Here is a 15,404-nt window from a genome sequence, read left to right as displayed (position 1 = left end):
ATAATTTGCTACACTCTCTTATCTACAATTTGTGTTTCTTGATTTTCAATTTTATTTTGAAAATCTTTACTTAAATTCTGACTTAATTCTTGCAAAGATTTTTGCTTCAGTTTTTCAAATTCTTCAGGATTGCTAGCCTCAAGCTTTGCCTGCTCATCAGCACTTAAAGCACTTAAACCTTTTTCTTGGGCTTTTTGAAGTAAATCTTCGTCTTCTTTTTCTTTGATATTATTTTCCTTATCATCTTTTTTATTGATTTTTTGCGGATCTATGGTTTTCATAGCATTAGCTCCACCACCTGATGCTTCTTTAATGTCGCTTAAAATTTCTCTCATGCTAGGCTCTTTAACATCACTATCATCAACTTTACCATCTTTATTTACATCTTTATCAATAAAAAAATTTAATTTTTCTTCTATATTTGCATCATCAGATATTTTTTCATCGCTTGTTTTAAAGCCTAAATTTTGCATACTTTGTTGAAGGGTGCTTGTATTAAAATTTAATTTTACACTTTGTTGTTTATTATTTAAATTTGAATTTAAAGAACCAAAATTATCTTTTACACTTTCAAACCAATTTGAAACAAATTGGTTTGCTTCGCCATTAAGCCTTATACTACCATCATTTCTAGCAACATAATTCGTATAAGAACTGAAATTTTTTTGTAAACTACTATAATTTTCATCGCTTAAATTTAAAGCTATAAGTTCACCTTGCTTATTTTCAAAAACAACCTTAACACCATCGCTATTTAAACTCGAAAGATCTTGCACGGGAATTTTATCTTGATCTTCTTTTTTTAATACGCTAAGCTCTTTTTTATCAACATTATTAGTTAAAGAATGAGTTAAACTAGTAGAAGTATCGATTTTCATTATTTATCCTTTTTTACATTTTGCAAATAAACCTAAACGACACATTTTTCTCTCATGTGAATTTTTTAAAGAATTACACTTTTTAAGTTCTTGCTCGTAGTTAGCACAAGAATTTGCAAAAGCAAAAGAACTCAAAATGCTTAAAACCAAAATTATTTTTAACATTTTCCAATCCTTATTTTAAAGATTTTTTAGTTAAAATTATACCTTTTATAATCGACAAAATCTTAAAAAATTTTATAATCTCAGAAAGGAATCAATGAAAGCATTAGCTCTTTTTAGCGGTGGGCTTGATAGTATGCTTGCAATGAAACTCATCACTGCACAAGGCATAGAAGTTAAAGCTCTAAATATCAACATAGGTTTTGGAAGCACAAGTGATAAAAGCGAAATCATGAAAAAGCGTGCGGCAATGGTAGGTGCAGATTTTGAAATGATAGATGTAAGAAATTCCTATCTTCAAGAAGTGCTTTTTAATCCACAATATGGCTATGGCAAACATTTTAATCCTTGTATAGATTGTCATGCTTTTATGTTTAAAACTGCTCTTGCTATGTTAAAAGAAGAAAATGCAAGCTTTATCATCACAGGAGAAGTTTTAGGACAACGCCCTATGAGTCAAAGAAGTGATGCGATGGCAAAGGTTAAAAAACTTGCTCTTGATGAAGAAGATTTAATCTTACGTCCTATGTGTGCAAAAAACCTACCTCTAACCAAACCTGAAAGAGAAGGTTGGGTAGATAGAGAAAAACTCGAAGGTATTAGTGGAAGAAGTCGTAAAAGACAACTTGAACTTGCAGCTAAATTTGGCTTAGAAGACTTTGAAAGCCCAGGTGGAGGTTGTTTGCTAACTCTTGATAGTTTTGCTAAAAAAATTCGAGATTTCATAGAATTTGACAAAGATATGCAGGTTAATGACGCACAACTTTTAAAATATGGTCGTCATTTAAGATTACCCAATGGAGCTAAAATGATCATAGGTAGAAATGAACTTGAAAATACTCTTTTAAAAGGTTTAAAAACTCCTAAATATGAAGTAATAGAACTTGGAGATTTAATCGGAGCTTACTCTTTGGTAGATGAAAAAATTTCAGAAAAAGACTTAGAACTTGCCTTAAAAATAGCCCTTACCTATACTAAACACGAAGTAGGAAAAAGCCATGAACTTAAATTTAAAAATCAAGCTTATACAAGTATAGCTTTTGAAAATAAGGCTGATATTAATCAATTTTTTATTAGTTAAAGTATAAAGTATTTAGCAAAACAAGCGATATAGTATTTGAATCTTTTCAAAATATTGCAATCAAGCCCATGAAAATGGGCTTTTTTATTTTAATCCATAAGCATTTTTTAAATTGTTTAAATTCGCACTCGCATTCAAAAGCAAACAATCAGCCAAAACCAAACGCACCATAGCACTAGCTACAACACTTCCTCTAACACCTACACAAGGATCATGCCTACCTTTGAGTTCAAATTCCAAATTATTGCCAAATTTATCTATACTTTCTTGCTTGGCAAAAATAGAAGGAGTAGGTTTAAAATAAGTTTTTAAAATAAGATTTTCTCCATTTGAAATTCCTCCTAAAATTCCTCCACTATGATTGCTTAAAAACTTGCCATCTTTTAAAGCATCATTATTACACGATCCGCGCATTTTGCTTGCATTAATACCTTCGCCTATTTCAACTGCTTTAACAGCATTAATTCCCATTAAAGCATGAGCTAATTTAGAGTCTAACTTATCATAAAGAACTTCTCCAAGTCCCACAAGCATACCACTAACTTTTGTAAAAACAGCAGCGCCTACACTATCTTTTGAATTTCTAGCATTTAAAATTTCATTTTTAAAGTCACTTTCTAGTTTTGGATCAAGGCAAAAAATTTCACTTTTCTTAGCAAATTCAAAATCAAATTCTTCTTCTTTCAAATTTGATACAAAAGTTCCTATTCCAAAAACACCACTTTGAACACAAATGCCAAATTCACACAAAAGCATCGCTGCAACTGCACCACCAGCCACTCTAGCAACACTTTCTCTAGCGCTTGATCTACCTCCACCCCTATGATCTCTTATGCCATATTTATAAAAATAAGCAAAATCCGCATGAGCAGGACGAAATAGATCTTTTAAATTATCATAATCCTTAGAATGAGCATTTTCATTAAAAACTACTATAGCTATAGGATGACCCGTTGTATATCCTTCAAAAACTCCACTTAAAACCTGAGCTTTATCGCTTTCTTTTCTTGGTGTTGCAAATTTACTTCCGCCTTTGCGTTTATCAAGCTCATTTTGTAAAAATTCTTCATCAAATTTAACTCCAGCAGGCACTCCATCAATAATACATCCAACAGCCACACCATGAGACTCACCAAAACTTGTAAATTTCAATCTCGTACCAAAGGTATTCACTATAAAGCTCCTAATTTCTCAAGTGCAATTTTTGCTGCCATTTGCTGTGCTTCTTTTTTGCTTCCCGCAATAGCTCTTGCAAGTTCTTTACCATCAAGCATTAAAGCGATTTCAAATTGCTTTAAATGATCAGGACCAAAAGCACGCACTGTTTCATACTGCGGAGTTTGTCCGATTTTTCCCTGTGTAATCTCTTGTAATTTTGTTTTATAATCTTTTATAAGAATTTTTGCATCAATTTGAGGGAAATTTTTTTCTATAAGTCTTAAAGCAATAGTTTTTGCAAACTCAAACCCAGCTTCTAAATGTATAGCACCTATAATGGCTTCTAACGCATCTGAAAGTATAGAAGGCTTTTCTTTTCCTCCATTGTTTTCCTCAGCAACACTCATAAAAATAAAATCGCCCAAATTTAAACTATTTGCAATTTTTGCAAAAGACTTTTCATTCACTAAAGCCGCTCTAAGCTTAGATAAATCTCCTTCGGCATCTTTGGCGAATTTATGAAAAAGGTATTCACCCACAACTAAATCAAGCACGGCATCACCTAAAAATTCCAGGCGTTCGTTGTTGTAAGATTTTTTAAAACTTTTATGGGTTAAAGCATGTATAAGAAGACTTTTATCTTTAAATTCATAAGTTAAACTCTGCTCTAGTTTTTCAATGTTTTTCATCATTTTCCCTTGCAATTTTCAAAGCAGCTTCACGCGCCAATGTATCACATCTTTCATTTTCCAAATGTCCATTATGTGCTTTTACCCAAAAAGCCTTAATCTTATGAGATTTTGCCACTTTAATATATTCCTTCCATAAATCTATATTTTTTTTACCTTTAAAATCCTTTTTTATCCATCCTTCTAGCCATTCATTAATACTTTGAACCATTAGGTTAGAATCTGTAAAAAGCGAAATTTCACAAGGCTCTTTTAAAGCCTTCAAAGATTCAATAATTGCCATTAGCTCCATTCTATTGTTAGTAGTATTAGCCTCAGCTCCAAAACCTTCCTTTTGATACTCCTTATAACGCAAAATATAAGCCCATCCGCCAAAACCTGGATTATTAAGACATGAACCGTCTGTATAAATTTCAATGTGTTTCATTGTTTTTCACTTCATAAATAATTGTACAAGTATTAAACTCATAACAAATAGGACAGTGATAAAAAAATAAAGGCATAACATTTTTACACTCAGAACAACGATATGAAAATTCTAACCCCGCATTAAAAGAATTATCTTTTAAAATTTTTAACATTTTAAAATTAGAATTTTTAAAAACAAACTGATGTGTATCATCATGCTTTGAAATTTTACCCAAAGCATAAAAGAATTCTAAAAAATCTTGATTTTCTAAATTAAACGCTTCATTTTCTCTATAAAGCAAATCACAAATATCAAAAAAATTTTGCCCTAAAAACATATGATATTTTTCAAAAACTAAACGCCCTAACATAGGATTATCTTCTATTTTAAATTCTAAAAGTTTTTTCTTTTTTTCTTCATCAGTGATATTAAAAGTACAAAGTTCTAAAGCTTTGATAAAATCATGCTCTTTTTGCACATCTTCATTAAGCTCAAAAAGACATTCTAAAAGTTCTAAATTTTCTTTATAAGAACGGAGTTTTAAATAAACAATTTTTAAAAGTTTTAAGGCTTGTATATTTCTTGGACGCAGTTTTAAAACTTGTAATAAAACTTCTTTTGCACGCTCTAAAAATCCTGCTTTAAAATAAACTTTTGCTAAAGAAAGGAAAATAAATTCTCTTTCTTGTTTATCTTTACATTTTTCAAGAGCAATCAAATAAATTTGAGTTGCTTTTTCAAATTCCCCACTTTTGGTAAAAATTTCAGCCAAAAAACTTAAATTTCCAAAACTCAAGCTACTATTTCTTAACAACTCTTTATGAGCGTTATCCATTTCAAATTTTTTTATAAATTTTTCAAGCTTTTGTTCTTCATCTTTGTTAGCAAATATTTTCCAAATATAATTTGCAACAGCTACAACAAATACTAAAATGGTTAAAATTATAAGCCCTACTAAAGGGTCTCTGTATTCTACAAAGAAAAAATCCATAGTCTCGCTCTAAAAATTTTATGCCAAATTATAGCCAAATCTTTGTATAATTTTAACAAGGTTTGTAAAATGATAACTAAAGAAAGTATAGAAAATTTATCCCAAAGACTTAATATTGTTGATATTATAGAAAATTATATTGAAGTAAAAAAACAAGGCTCTAGTTTTGTGTGTATCTGTCCTTTCCATGCAGATAAAAACCCGTCTATGCATATCAATCCTACCAAAGGTTTTTATCATTGTTTTGCTTGCAAGGCTGGTGGAGATGCTTTTAAATTTGTAATGGATTATGAAAAATTAAGTTTTGCCGATGCAGTTGAAAAAGTTGCAAGCCTTAGTAATTTTACTTTGAGTTATACAAAAGAAAAACAAGAAAATAAAAAAGAGCTAAAGTCTATACTACCAAGCTTAAATGCATATTTTAAAGATAATCTCAAACACCACAAAGAAGTTTTAACCTATCTTTACCAAAGAGCTTTAAATGACAAAGATATAGCCAAATTCGAATTAGGTTTTGCAGGAGCAAGTGAAGATAGTATAAGATTATTGCAAAATCAAAAAATTCCTTTAGAAGATGCTATGAGTGTTGGAGCTTTAAAAAAAGATGAAAATAATGAATTTTACGCAAGTTTTATATGGCGTATCACCTTTCCAATCTACGATCATAAAGACTTATTAGTAGGGTTTGGAGGGCGTACTTTAAATCCCAATGTACCGGCAAAGTATGTAAATTCACCCCAAAATATACTTTTTGATAAAAGTAGAATTTTTTATGCTTTTAACATCGCTAAAGAAAATATAGCCAAAAAAAAAGAAATAATAGTATGTGAAGGCTACATGGATGCAATAGCTTTTCACAAAGCAGGGTTTAACAACGCTGTAGCAGTTCTTGGAACAGCATTAACCGAACATCATCTACCCTTAATCCGCCGTTATGATGCAAAAGTGATTTTATGTTTTGACAATGATGAAGCAGGATTAAAAGCTGCGACACGATCTGCATTTTTATTAAGCACAAACAAAATAGACGGTAAAGTGGCAATTTTACAAGGCGGAAAAGATCCCGCTGAGCTCGTAGCAAAAAATGAAAGCACAAAACTTCATAATATACTCGATGAAGGAATAGAGCTTGGTGAATTTTATATCAGACGCTTAATATCCACTCATTCCATAATTTCTGCTCTTGACAAACAAAAAGCTTTAGAAACTATACAAAAATTCACCTTTAATCTTGAACCTTTAGTGGCAAATTCTTACACTGGTCTAGTTTCAAATTTATTAAAAGTGGATGAAAAATTTATCGTCTTATCACAAAATTCAAAAAAAACCATACAAACCCCTTTAATTTCTCAAAATAAATACAATTTTCCTAAAGAAAAAATTCACATTGCAGAATTAGAACTTATAGCTTTTTTAAAACAGCATCCAGATATATGTAACGATTTTAAGCAAATTAGTGATAGTGTTTGTTTTAAGCATAAAATTTTATTGGATAAAATTTTAGAAAAAAAAGGTTATGAAGATAGTGATATTAGAGAATTTGAAAGTAAAAATATTCGAAAAAATTTAAACTATAGCGAATTCTTGTTAGGTATTTGCAAGGTTAATTTAGCTTTTTTAAACAATGTAAAAATTAAAAATTCTACACTCGCATTAAAAAAACAACTTTTTACGCTTATTGATAAAAATTTAAATCTTCTAATTAAAAATTTAAATACCGAAGAATTAAATAATTTTTTAAAAGAATATTTAAGCTTCTTAAAATATGAAAAAAACGAAGAAATTCTGCAACAATCATTTAGAAACTTAAATGGAATTTTTAGTAACAAAAACTTTACAGCTTATGATTTAGGATTTAGCGCACAAGATAATGACGAACCTTTTTAATTTATTTAAATTTCAAGCCTTAATTTACCTTTTTTTAAACACAATCACGCTAAAGTATATAAAAATTTTTAAGGATAAATTATGATGCCTTTTAGTGATGAAGAGCTTATAAATCCTGTTAAAGCAAGTTTAGAAAAGAGCTTGCCTATGCTTGAACGTGATGGCGGAGGGCTTGAATTTTTAGGGATTAAAAATGGGGTTGTTTATGTCCATTTAATAGGAGCTTGCAAAGGTTGTGCATCAAGTGGAACGACACTAAAATACGGTCTTGAAAGGCAACTTAAGATTGATATTCATCCAGAAATCACTATAATCAATTTAAACGGCGGAGCAGACGAATTTGCAAAATTATAAAAAACTTGGAATTGAACATTTTTACAAAAAAGATTTTAAAACTGCAAAAATGTATTTTTCTATGGCCTATGAAAAACGCAAAAATAAACGCTTGCTAAATTTTATCTGCCTTTGCGATCTTGCTTTAAAATCTCCTAAAGAAGCTTCTTTACTTTTTGATTTTTATATAGAACATTACAAAATCTCTAGCATTGATAAAGACTTAGAAGAAATTTTAAGTACAATTGAATTTAAAAAACAAGAAAACGAACAAGAAAACGAATTTGAAGATGGGCATGCGTTAAATTATCAAGATTTTTTAAAAAGCGAAGAAGAACTTGGCTTTCAAAAAAGTTTTGAAAATATCATTAATAGCACTAAATTAGTTATTGATAATCGTGATGATTTTTTAGATTTTTTGGAAAAATTACTTGATAATGGCTATAAAGATATGACTTTAAATTATATAGAAAATGTTATGCCTCATTTTTGGGCAAATGATAGATTTATCAAACTCCAAGAAAAACTCATAGGATTTAAAAGTGAAATTAAAACTTGAAAATTCATTCATTACAGATAATACCTTAGAGTGCGAAAAAGAATGCTTTTTTTTACAAACCACACAAAATACTAAATTTCACGCTCAAGCCTTAGAAAAAGGTGCAAAAATTATTGATGTAAATGAGTGTAAAAAACTTTTAAAAATCGATGAAAAGATTCAAATCATAGGAATCACAGGAACCAATGGCAAAACCACAACCGCAGCAGCGATTTATTCTATCTTATTGGATTTAGGTTATAAATGCGGGCTTTGCGGGACAAGAGGAGCTTTTATCAACGATGAACAAGTTGATGAAAAATCCTTAACCACCTCCCCTATTCTTAAAACCTTAGAGTACCTACAAATAGCCACTCAAAAAAAATGTGATTTTTTCATCATGGAAGTAAGCTCACACGCACTCGTTCAAAACCGTATCGAAGGCTTAAATTTTGCTGCTAAAATTTTTACCAATATCACTCAAGATCATTTAGATTTTCACGGTACTTTTGAAAATTACAAAGAAGCAAAAGAACTTTTTTTTACAGATGAGAGTTTAAAATTTATCAACAAAGATGCTTTGGCTATTAAATTTAATGTGCGTAACGCTTTTACTTATGGCATAGAAAATCCTGCTTTATATCAAATCAAAGCTTATTCTTTAGAAGAAGGTATTAGCGCTATTGTAACAAATAAAAATCAAACTTTTCACATAGACTCGCCCTTGCTAGGACTTTTTAATCTTTACAATCTTCTAGTTGCTAGTGCTTGTGTGAATGAACTCGTAAAGCCTGATTTAAAAGACTTGGAAAATGCTATCAGTGGATTTGGCGGGGTTTGTGGCAGGGTAGAACAAGTAGCAAAAGGCGTGATTGTGGATTTTGCTCATACGCCTGATGGCATTGAAAAAGTGCTTGACACTCTTAAAAATAAAAAGCTCATCGTTGTTTTTGGAGCAGGTGGAGATAGAGATAAAACCAAACGCCCTTTAATGGGAAAAATCGTCGAACATTTTGCAAAAATTGCTATCATTACAAGTGATAATCCACGCAGCGAAGAACCAAAAACCATCATGGAAGAAATTTTATCAGGCTTCGCTAAAAAAGAAAAAGTTTTAGTGATAGAAGATAGAAAAGAAGCCATAAAAAAAGCTTTAGAACTAAAAGAAAATGACGATTTAGTCGTTATTTTAGGCAAAGGTGATGAAACTACTCAAGAAATTAAAGGGATAAAATATCCTTTTAGCGATAAAGTAGTTGTTAATGAAATTTTAAAAAATCAAGGATAATCAATGTTTGAAAATATGGATTTTTCTAAAATGGGAGAACTTTTAAATCAAGTTCAAGAAAAAGCAAAAAATATAGAATTAGAACTTGCAAATCGTGAATTTAGCGCCAAAAGTGGAGCAGGACTTGTTAAAGTAAGCGCCAATGGAAAAGGCGAGATTATCGATGTTAGCATTGATGATTCTTTACTTGAAGATAAAGAGTCCTTGCAAATTTTACTTATTTCTGCAATTAATGATGTTTTGGCTATGGTTGCGCAAAATCGTTCCAATATGGCGAATGATGTTTTAGGCGGTTTTGGAGGTATGAAATTATGAAAAAAATTTTAATTATTTGCATGCTTTTTACTTTGTCTTTTGGTATAGAAAGACCTAAATTTGAAGATTTTTTAGCAGGTTATGAAAGAAATAAGGCAAGCATGCTCAACTATGAAGGAATGCCAGCTTTTGCACTCAGTGAAAATTTACTTGCTGTATTAAAACAACCTAATGCTAAGCTTAATAAATATGTAAAATACGATCCATTTTTAAATTTATATCTTGTAAGAACTGACTTTAGCCTAATCCCTACTCCTATGGGTGATGAAGAAAAACTTACTCGTAATGATTGGGTTGGAATTTGGGATCCTAATAAACCTTATATAGGACATATTAAGTATTTAGCTCAAAATATTGATGAAAAAGATCAACTTGATTTTAATTCTAAAATAGGACTTTTAGGGACTCCATGCTGTGAAATGATGGGGATTGCTTTAAATAATAGCTCTTTTATAGGCAATCGCTATTTAAAACATTTTATGAAATATAACGATGTTTATTGGGGGGATATTGGCGTTGATTTTGTTGTTCGAGAAAATAAAATTTATGTTAACAATGTAAGAAAAAATCCACAATTTTTAATCAACGATCAAGTTATAAGTGTTGATGGCTTGCCCGCCAATGATTTAAGAAAACTCAATGAAAAAATTCTTTTTGCAGATCGCGGAAGCACTCTTTATTTTCAAGTGTTGCGTGATAATATGGATTTAAATATTTCTACTGAAGTTTTTGCAAAAGATTTGAGCAAATTTAACCTTCCTGATTCTAAACCAAAACCAAAAATTACAAATTTCACAAGCAATCTTGGTTTAACGGTTAATACTAGTCTTGTTGTAACCAAAATAGATCCAAAATCAAAAGCATCAAATGCAGGATTTATGGTAGGAGATAAAATTTTACGCGTTAATAATATTATTTTAAATAATTTTAAAGAATTACAAAATATTTTAAGCGCTGGTAATGACTTTAGCATCTTAATTGAACGCAAAAGTACTAAATTACCTTTATCAAATTTCAACAATGAACTAGGCGGAAATGCCAACTCAGGTGGCGATGGTAAATTTCAATTTTTCATAAGGCTTACTAAGTGAATTTAAAAGAACTTTTTATCCATCACTTAGAAAAAAATCTACCTAAGGTTGAAAGCTTTCATCCTTTTTTTAATGAAGCTTTAGCCCTTATGCTAAAAGCAGGAGGAAAGCATTTTCGTGCACAATTGCTTTTAAGCGTAGTACAAAGCAATAAACCTGAACTTTTAAATCAAGCTTTAGATGTGGCTTTAGCTTTGGAATTTATCCATACTTATTCACTCATACACGATGATTTACCCGCTATGGATAATGCGGACTTTAGACGAGGAATTCCAACCTTACACAAAAGCTACGATGAAACTACAGCCATCTTAGTGGGCGATGCTTTAAATACTGAAGCTTTTTTAGCTCTAAGTCATGCTCATTTAAAAGATGAAATCAAAATCAAACTCATAAAAACCCTTGCCTTTAATGCAGGACTTAATGGAATGGTTATAGGACAAGCTATTGATTGTTTTTTTGAAGACAAAAGACTGAGTTTAAATGAACTTGAGTTTTTACATACACACAAAACCGCAAGATTAATCGCTGCAGCTTTAAAAATGGGTTGTGAAATTTGCGAACTTAACAACGAAGAAAGCAATCAAATTTACAAACTTGGTTTAAAACTAGGACTGATTTTTCAAATCAATGATGATATTATCGATGTAACTACAAGTCAAGAACAAAGCGGAAAGCCTACTAACAACGATATTCATAAAAATTCTTTTGTCAATTTGCTTGGACTTGAACAAGCCATAAAAACAAAAGAAAATCTTCTTAGTGAATGCGAACAAGACTTAGAAAAACTTAATGAAAAACTCGCACAAATGATACAAAATTTAATAATTCAATACTTATAAAGGCAAAAAATGGACATTCAAATTTTACAAGAACAGGCAAATACTCTAAGATTTTTAAGTGCCGATATGGTGCAAAAAGCAAACTCAGGACACCCAGGTGCACCTTTGGGCTTAGCAGATATTTTAAGTGTTTTAAGTTATCATTTAAAGCACAATCCTAAAAATCCCACTTGGCTAAACCGTGATAGACTTATATTTTCAGGTGGACATGCAAGTGCTTTGCTTTATAGTTTTTTACATTTAAGTGGCTATGATTTAAGCTTGGAAGATCTTAAAAATTTCCGCCAACTTCATGCTAAAACCCCTGGACACCCTGAAATTTCAACTCTTGGAGTAGAAATCGCTACAGGCCCTTTAGGGCAAGGCGTTGCCAATGCCGTAGGCTTTGCTATGGCAGCAAAAAAAGCACAAAATTTGCTAGGTAGTGATTTAATCGATCATAAAATTTATTGTCTTTGCGGAGATGGGGATTTACAAGAAGGCATTTCTTATGAAGCTTGTTCTTTAGCAGGACTTCACAAACTTGATAATTTCATACTTATTTACGATAGCAACAATATCTCCATAGAAGGCGATGTAGGTTTAGCCTTTAATGAAAATGTAAAAATGCGTTTTGAAGCACAAGGATTTGAAGTTTTAAGTATAAATGGACACAATTACGAAGAAATCAATAAAGCCTTAGAACAAGCTAAAAAATCCACAAAACCTTGTCTTATCATCGCAAAAACAACTATAGCAAAGGGTGCAGGAGAGCTTGAAGGCAGTCATAAAAGCCATGGTGCACCTTTGGGCGAAGAAGTGATTAAAAAAGCCAAAGAACAAGCAGGTTTTGTTCCAAATATCAGTTTTCATATCCCACAAGCAAGCAAAATCCGCTTTGAAAGTGCTGTAGAACTTGGGGATTTAGAAGAAGCAAAATGGAAAGATAAACTTGAAAAAAGTGGTAAAAAAGAACTTTTAGAAAGGCTATTAAACCCTGATTTTAGCAAGATAGCTTATCCTGATTTTAAAGGAAAAGATCTTGCTACAAGAGATAGCAATGGTGAAATTTTAAATGTTTTAGCTAAAAATTTAGAAGGATTTTTAGGTGGAAGTGCGGATTTAGGCCCTTCAAATAAAACAGAACTTCACGGTATGGGAGACTTTATAGAAGGTAAAAATATCCATTTTGGCATCAGAGAACACGCTATGGCAGCGATTAACAATGCTTTTGCAAGATATGGAATTTTCTTACCATTTTCGGCAACTTTTTTCATCTTTAGCGAGTACTTAAAACCTGCCGCAAGAATAGCAGCCCTAATGAAAATCAAACATTTTTTCATTTTCACACACGATAGCATAGGTGTGGGCGAAGATGGACCAACACACCAACCTATAGAACAACTTAGCACTTTTAGAGCTATGCCAAATTTTTTAACCTTTAGACCTGCTGATGGAGTGGAAAATGTCAAAGCTTGGCAAATAGCCTTAAATGAAGGTATTCCAAGTGCTTTTGTGCTTTCACGCCAAAAACTCAAAGCTCTAAATGAACCCGTTTTTGGAGATGTAAAAAACGGAGCATATTTACTTAAAGAAAGCAAAGATGCTAAATTTACACTTTTAGCGAGCGGAAGTGAAGTTTGGCTTTGTTTAGAAAGTGCAAACGAACTAGAAAAACAAGGTTTTGCTTGTAATGTTGTTTCCATGCCTTGTTTTGAACTTTTTGAAAAACAAGATAAAGCTTATCAAGAAAGATTGTTAAAAGGTGAAGTTATAGGTGTTGAAGCAGCGCATTCTAATGAACTTTATAAATTTTGCCATAAAGTGTATGGTATAGAAAGTTTTGGAGAAAGTGGCAAAGACAAGGATGTTTTTGAACACTTTGGCTTTAGCGTTTCAAAGCTTGTAAATTTTATCCTTAGCAAATAAAATGAATACAAATTTCAAATTTCAAAATAACACTCTTTTTATCTTTGGAATTTGGGATAAAACAAGTATTTATAAGTTAAAAATAAAAGATTTTTTAGCTTTGATTCAAAGCAAGGAAGTGATTTTTGATTTTAAAGATCTAAAAGCAATCGATACCGCTGGAGTGAGATTTTTCCTTGCTTTGGAAAATGACCTTAAAGATAAAAATATTAAAATCACCAAAGAAGGCTTAAATTCACGCTTTCAAACCCTTTTTGAACTTTGTGAAAAAAACTACCAAAGACTAAGCAAAACAAAAAAATCACATAAAAATTTCAGTGAATACTTTATCGATCTTGGAAAATTAAGTTTAGAACTTTTAAAAATTTTAAGAAAATTCATCAATTTCACAGGAGCTTTTTCCACAAGTCTTTTTTTATGCCTTAAAAATCCTAAAAATTTTCGCTTTATTGCTTTTTTATATCATATAGAAAATTCTGCTTTTAAAGCCTTGCCTATAGTTATTTTAACTGCTCTTTTAGTAGGAGTGGTTTTAGCCTATCAGGCCGCTTATCAACTCGCACAATTTGGAGCCAATATTTTCATAGTAGATTTGATGGGAATTTCAGCCACTAGAGAACTTGCACCTTTAATCGCCGCCATAGTGATCGCAGGAAGAAGTGCAAGCTCTTATACCGCACAAATTGGAGTGATGAAAATTACTGATGAAATTGCAGCTATGAATACTATGGGTTTTCGTTCTTTTGAATTTATTATTATTCCACGTGTTATGGCTTTGGTAGTGGCTATGCCTTTAATCGTTGCCATTAGCGATGCAATCAGTATTATAGGTGGAATGATGGTTGCAAAATTAAATCTTGATATTTCTTTTGCCGAATTTTTAAGACGCTTTAGAGAAGCTGTAGATATAAAACATATCTTTATAGGACTTGTAAAAGCACCTATTTTTGGATTTTTAATAGGGCTTATTGCTTGTTTTCGTGGTTTTGAGGTAAAAAACACTACACAAAGCATAGGAATTTATACCACAAAAAGCGTTGTAAATGCTATTTTTTGGGTGATAGCTTTTGATGCTTTATTCTCTGTTATTCTAACTTCTGCAGGAATTTAAATGGTTATTAAAGCACAAAATATCATTACAAAATTTGGAGAAAAAATCGTCCATGATGGCGTAAGTTTTGAAATCAAAAAAAACGAAATTTTTGGTATTTTAGGAGGTAGTGGAAGTGGAAAATCCGTCCTTTTAAAACAAATGCTTATGCTTGAACATTTTGATGGTGGAGAATATGAAATTTTAGGTTATAAACTTAAAAATATCAACGAAGAAGATGCACTTGCTTTGCGTAAAAAATGGGGTGTGGTTTTTCAGTTTGCTGCACTTTTTAGCTTTTTTAATGTTTATGAAAATATAGCCATTCCTTTAAAAGAATACACTCATTTAGATGAAAATAGCATACAAGAACTGGTTTTAATGAAGCTAAAAATGGTAGGTTTAAACGAAAGTGTTTTAAAACAATTTCCAAGCGAACTTAGTGGTGGTATGCAAAAAAGAGTGGCAATTGCTAGAGCTTTAGCACTTGATAGTAAGTTACTTTTTTTAGATGAACCTACCTCAGGACTTGACCCTCATAGTAGTCGCGAATTTGACGATTTGGTTTTAGAATTAAAAAAAAGTTTTGATTTAAATATCATTTTGGTTACACATGATAAAGAAAGTATGAAAAATTTACTCGATCGCTTTATCATTTTAGAAAATAAAAAAGTTGGATTTTGCGGTACTTATGAAGAATTACGCCTGCAAAATGAACGACTTTTTAAAAGATTTATGGAGTAA

Annotated in this window: 17 protein-coding genes; 11 read left to right on the top strand and 6 right to left on the bottom strand. The window is 31.1% G+C overall.

The features are described from left to right. Positions 1-8 precede the first annotated feature (8 nt). Both AJ884_RS09165 and AJ884_RS09160 read right to left on the bottom strand, forming a co-directional pair. Positions 9-878 carry a hypothetical protein gene (locus AJ884_RS09165; RefSeq protein ID WP_002862272.1) on the bottom strand — a complete coding sequence of 290 codons (870 nt, stop codon included), beginning with the start codon at positions 876-878 and terminating at the stop codon, positions 9-11. 3 nt (positions 879-881) lie between these two features. Further along, the gene (locus tag AJ884_RS09160; RefSeq protein ID WP_002778908.1) at positions 882-1,043 is read right to left on the bottom strand and encodes a hypothetical protein; all 162 of its coding nucleotides are present in this window, start codon (positions 1,041-1,043) and stop codon (positions 882-884) included. Between the two features lie 94 nt (positions 1,044-1,137). Here AJ884_RS09160 and AJ884_RS09155 point away from each other — a divergent pair, with 94 nt between their 5' ends. Further along, positions 1,138-2,121 (top strand): MnmA/TRMU family protein, encoded by a 984-nt coding sequence (locus AJ884_RS09155; RefSeq protein ID WP_002862273.1) that lies wholly within the window; start codon positions 1,138-1,140, stop codon positions 2,119-2,121. Between the two features lie 84 nt (positions 2,122-2,205). On the opposite strand, the gene aroC is transcribed toward AJ884_RS09155, so the two are convergent. The 4 genes from aroC to AJ884_RS09135 are packed head-to-tail and all read right to left on the bottom strand — an operon-like array spanning position 2,206 to position 5,368. Continuing rightward, positions 2,206-3,294 (bottom strand): chorismate synthase, encoded by a 1,089-nt coding sequence (aroC, locus tag AJ884_RS09150; RefSeq protein WP_002862274.1) that lies wholly within the window; start codon positions 3,292-3,294, stop codon positions 2,206-2,208. Further along, complete coding sequence (rnc, locus tag AJ884_RS09145; protein WP_070277977.1) at positions 3,294-3,968, bottom strand: ribonuclease III; 675 nt, start codon at positions 3,966-3,968, stop codon at positions 3,294-3,296. Before rnc ends, aroC begins: the two co-directional genes overlap by 1 nt. Continuing rightward, complete coding sequence (gene rnhA, locus AJ884_RS09140; RefSeq protein WP_002851277.1) at positions 3,955-4,395, bottom strand: ribonuclease HI; 441 nt, start codon at positions 4,393-4,395, stop codon at positions 3,955-3,957. Before rnhA ends, rnc begins: the two co-directional genes overlap by 14 nt. Beyond that, positions 4,382-5,368: a hypothetical protein gene (locus AJ884_RS09135; protein ID WP_044779894.1), complete on the bottom strand. Its 987-nt coding sequence runs from the start codon at positions 5,366-5,368 to the stop codon at positions 4,382-4,384. The genes rnhA and AJ884_RS09135 overlap by 14 nt, the downstream gene beginning before the upstream one ends. 69 nt (positions 5,369-5,437) lie before the next feature. Between AJ884_RS09135 and dnaG the strand changes: the two genes are divergently transcribed. The 10 genes from dnaG to AJ884_RS09085 all read left to right on the top strand — a co-directional run bounded on the left by dnaG (position 5,438) and on the right by AJ884_RS09085 (position 15,404). Then, entirely contained in the window at positions 5,438-7,255 is a 1,818-nt protein-coding gene (gene dnaG / locus AJ884_RS09130) for a DNA primase (RefSeq protein ID WP_070277979.1), read from the top strand. A gap of 81 nt (positions 7,256-7,336) precedes the next feature. Next, positions 7,337-7,609, top strand: coding sequence for a NifU family protein (locus tag AJ884_RS09125; RefSeq protein WP_002866611.1), 273 nt, complete (start codon positions 7,337-7,339; stop codon positions 7,607-7,609). Next, complete coding sequence (locus AJ884_RS09120; protein ID WP_070277981.1) at positions 7,596-8,147, top strand: histidine kinase; 552 nt, start codon at positions 7,596-7,598, stop codon at positions 8,145-8,147. Before AJ884_RS09125 ends, AJ884_RS09120 begins: the two co-directional genes overlap by 14 nt. After that, on the top strand, positions 8,131-9,414 hold the full coding sequence (locus tag AJ884_RS09115; protein ID WP_070277984.1) for a UDP-N-acetylmuramoyl-L-alanyl-D-glutamate--2,6-diaminopimelate ligase: 1,284 nt from the start codon (positions 8,131-8,133) through the stop codon (positions 9,412-9,414). Before AJ884_RS09120 ends, AJ884_RS09115 begins: the two co-directional genes overlap by 17 nt. A gap of 3 nt (positions 9,415-9,417) precedes the next feature. Then, positions 9,418-9,729, top strand: coding sequence for a YbaB/EbfC family nucleoid-associated protein (locus AJ884_RS09110; protein ID WP_052949887.1), 312 nt, complete (start codon positions 9,418-9,420; stop codon positions 9,727-9,729). Beyond that, the gene (locus AJ884_RS09105) at positions 9,726-10,820 is read left to right on the top strand and encodes a PDZ domain-containing protein (RefSeq protein WP_002870243.1); all 1,095 of its coding nucleotides are present in this window, start codon (positions 9,726-9,728) and stop codon (positions 10,818-10,820) included. Before AJ884_RS09110 ends, AJ884_RS09105 begins: the two co-directional genes overlap by 4 nt. Beyond that, positions 10,817-11,662, top strand: a complete 846-nt coding sequence (locus AJ884_RS09100; RefSeq protein ID WP_070277987.1) for a polyprenyl synthetase family protein — start codon at positions 10,817-10,819, stop codon at positions 11,660-11,662. Before AJ884_RS09105 ends, AJ884_RS09100 begins: the two co-directional genes overlap by 4 nt. A gap of 9 nt (positions 11,663-11,671) precedes the next feature. Further along, positions 11,672-13,570, top strand: a complete 1,899-nt coding sequence (gene tkt / locus AJ884_RS09095; protein ID WP_070277989.1) for a transketolase — start codon at positions 11,672-11,674, stop codon at positions 13,568-13,570. A gap of 1 nt (position 13,571) precedes the next feature. Continuing rightward, a complete protein-coding gene (locus tag AJ884_RS09090) occupies positions 13,572-14,681 on the top strand; it encodes an ABC transporter permease (RefSeq protein WP_070277991.1) in 1,110 nt (369 codons plus the stop codon). Next, complete coding sequence (locus tag AJ884_RS09085) at positions 14,682-15,404, top strand: ABC transporter ATP-binding protein (protein WP_002862283.1); 723 nt, start codon at positions 14,682-14,684, stop codon at positions 15,402-15,404.

The organism is Campylobacter sp. BCW_6463, from assembly GCF_001762785.1.
Taxonomy (GTDB): Bacteria; Campylobacterota; Campylobacteria; order Campylobacterales; family Campylobacteraceae; genus Campylobacter_D; species Campylobacter_D jejuni.
The sequence above is the reverse complement of the archived record's forward strand: the minus strand, read 5'-3'. Positions and strand labels throughout refer to the sequence as shown.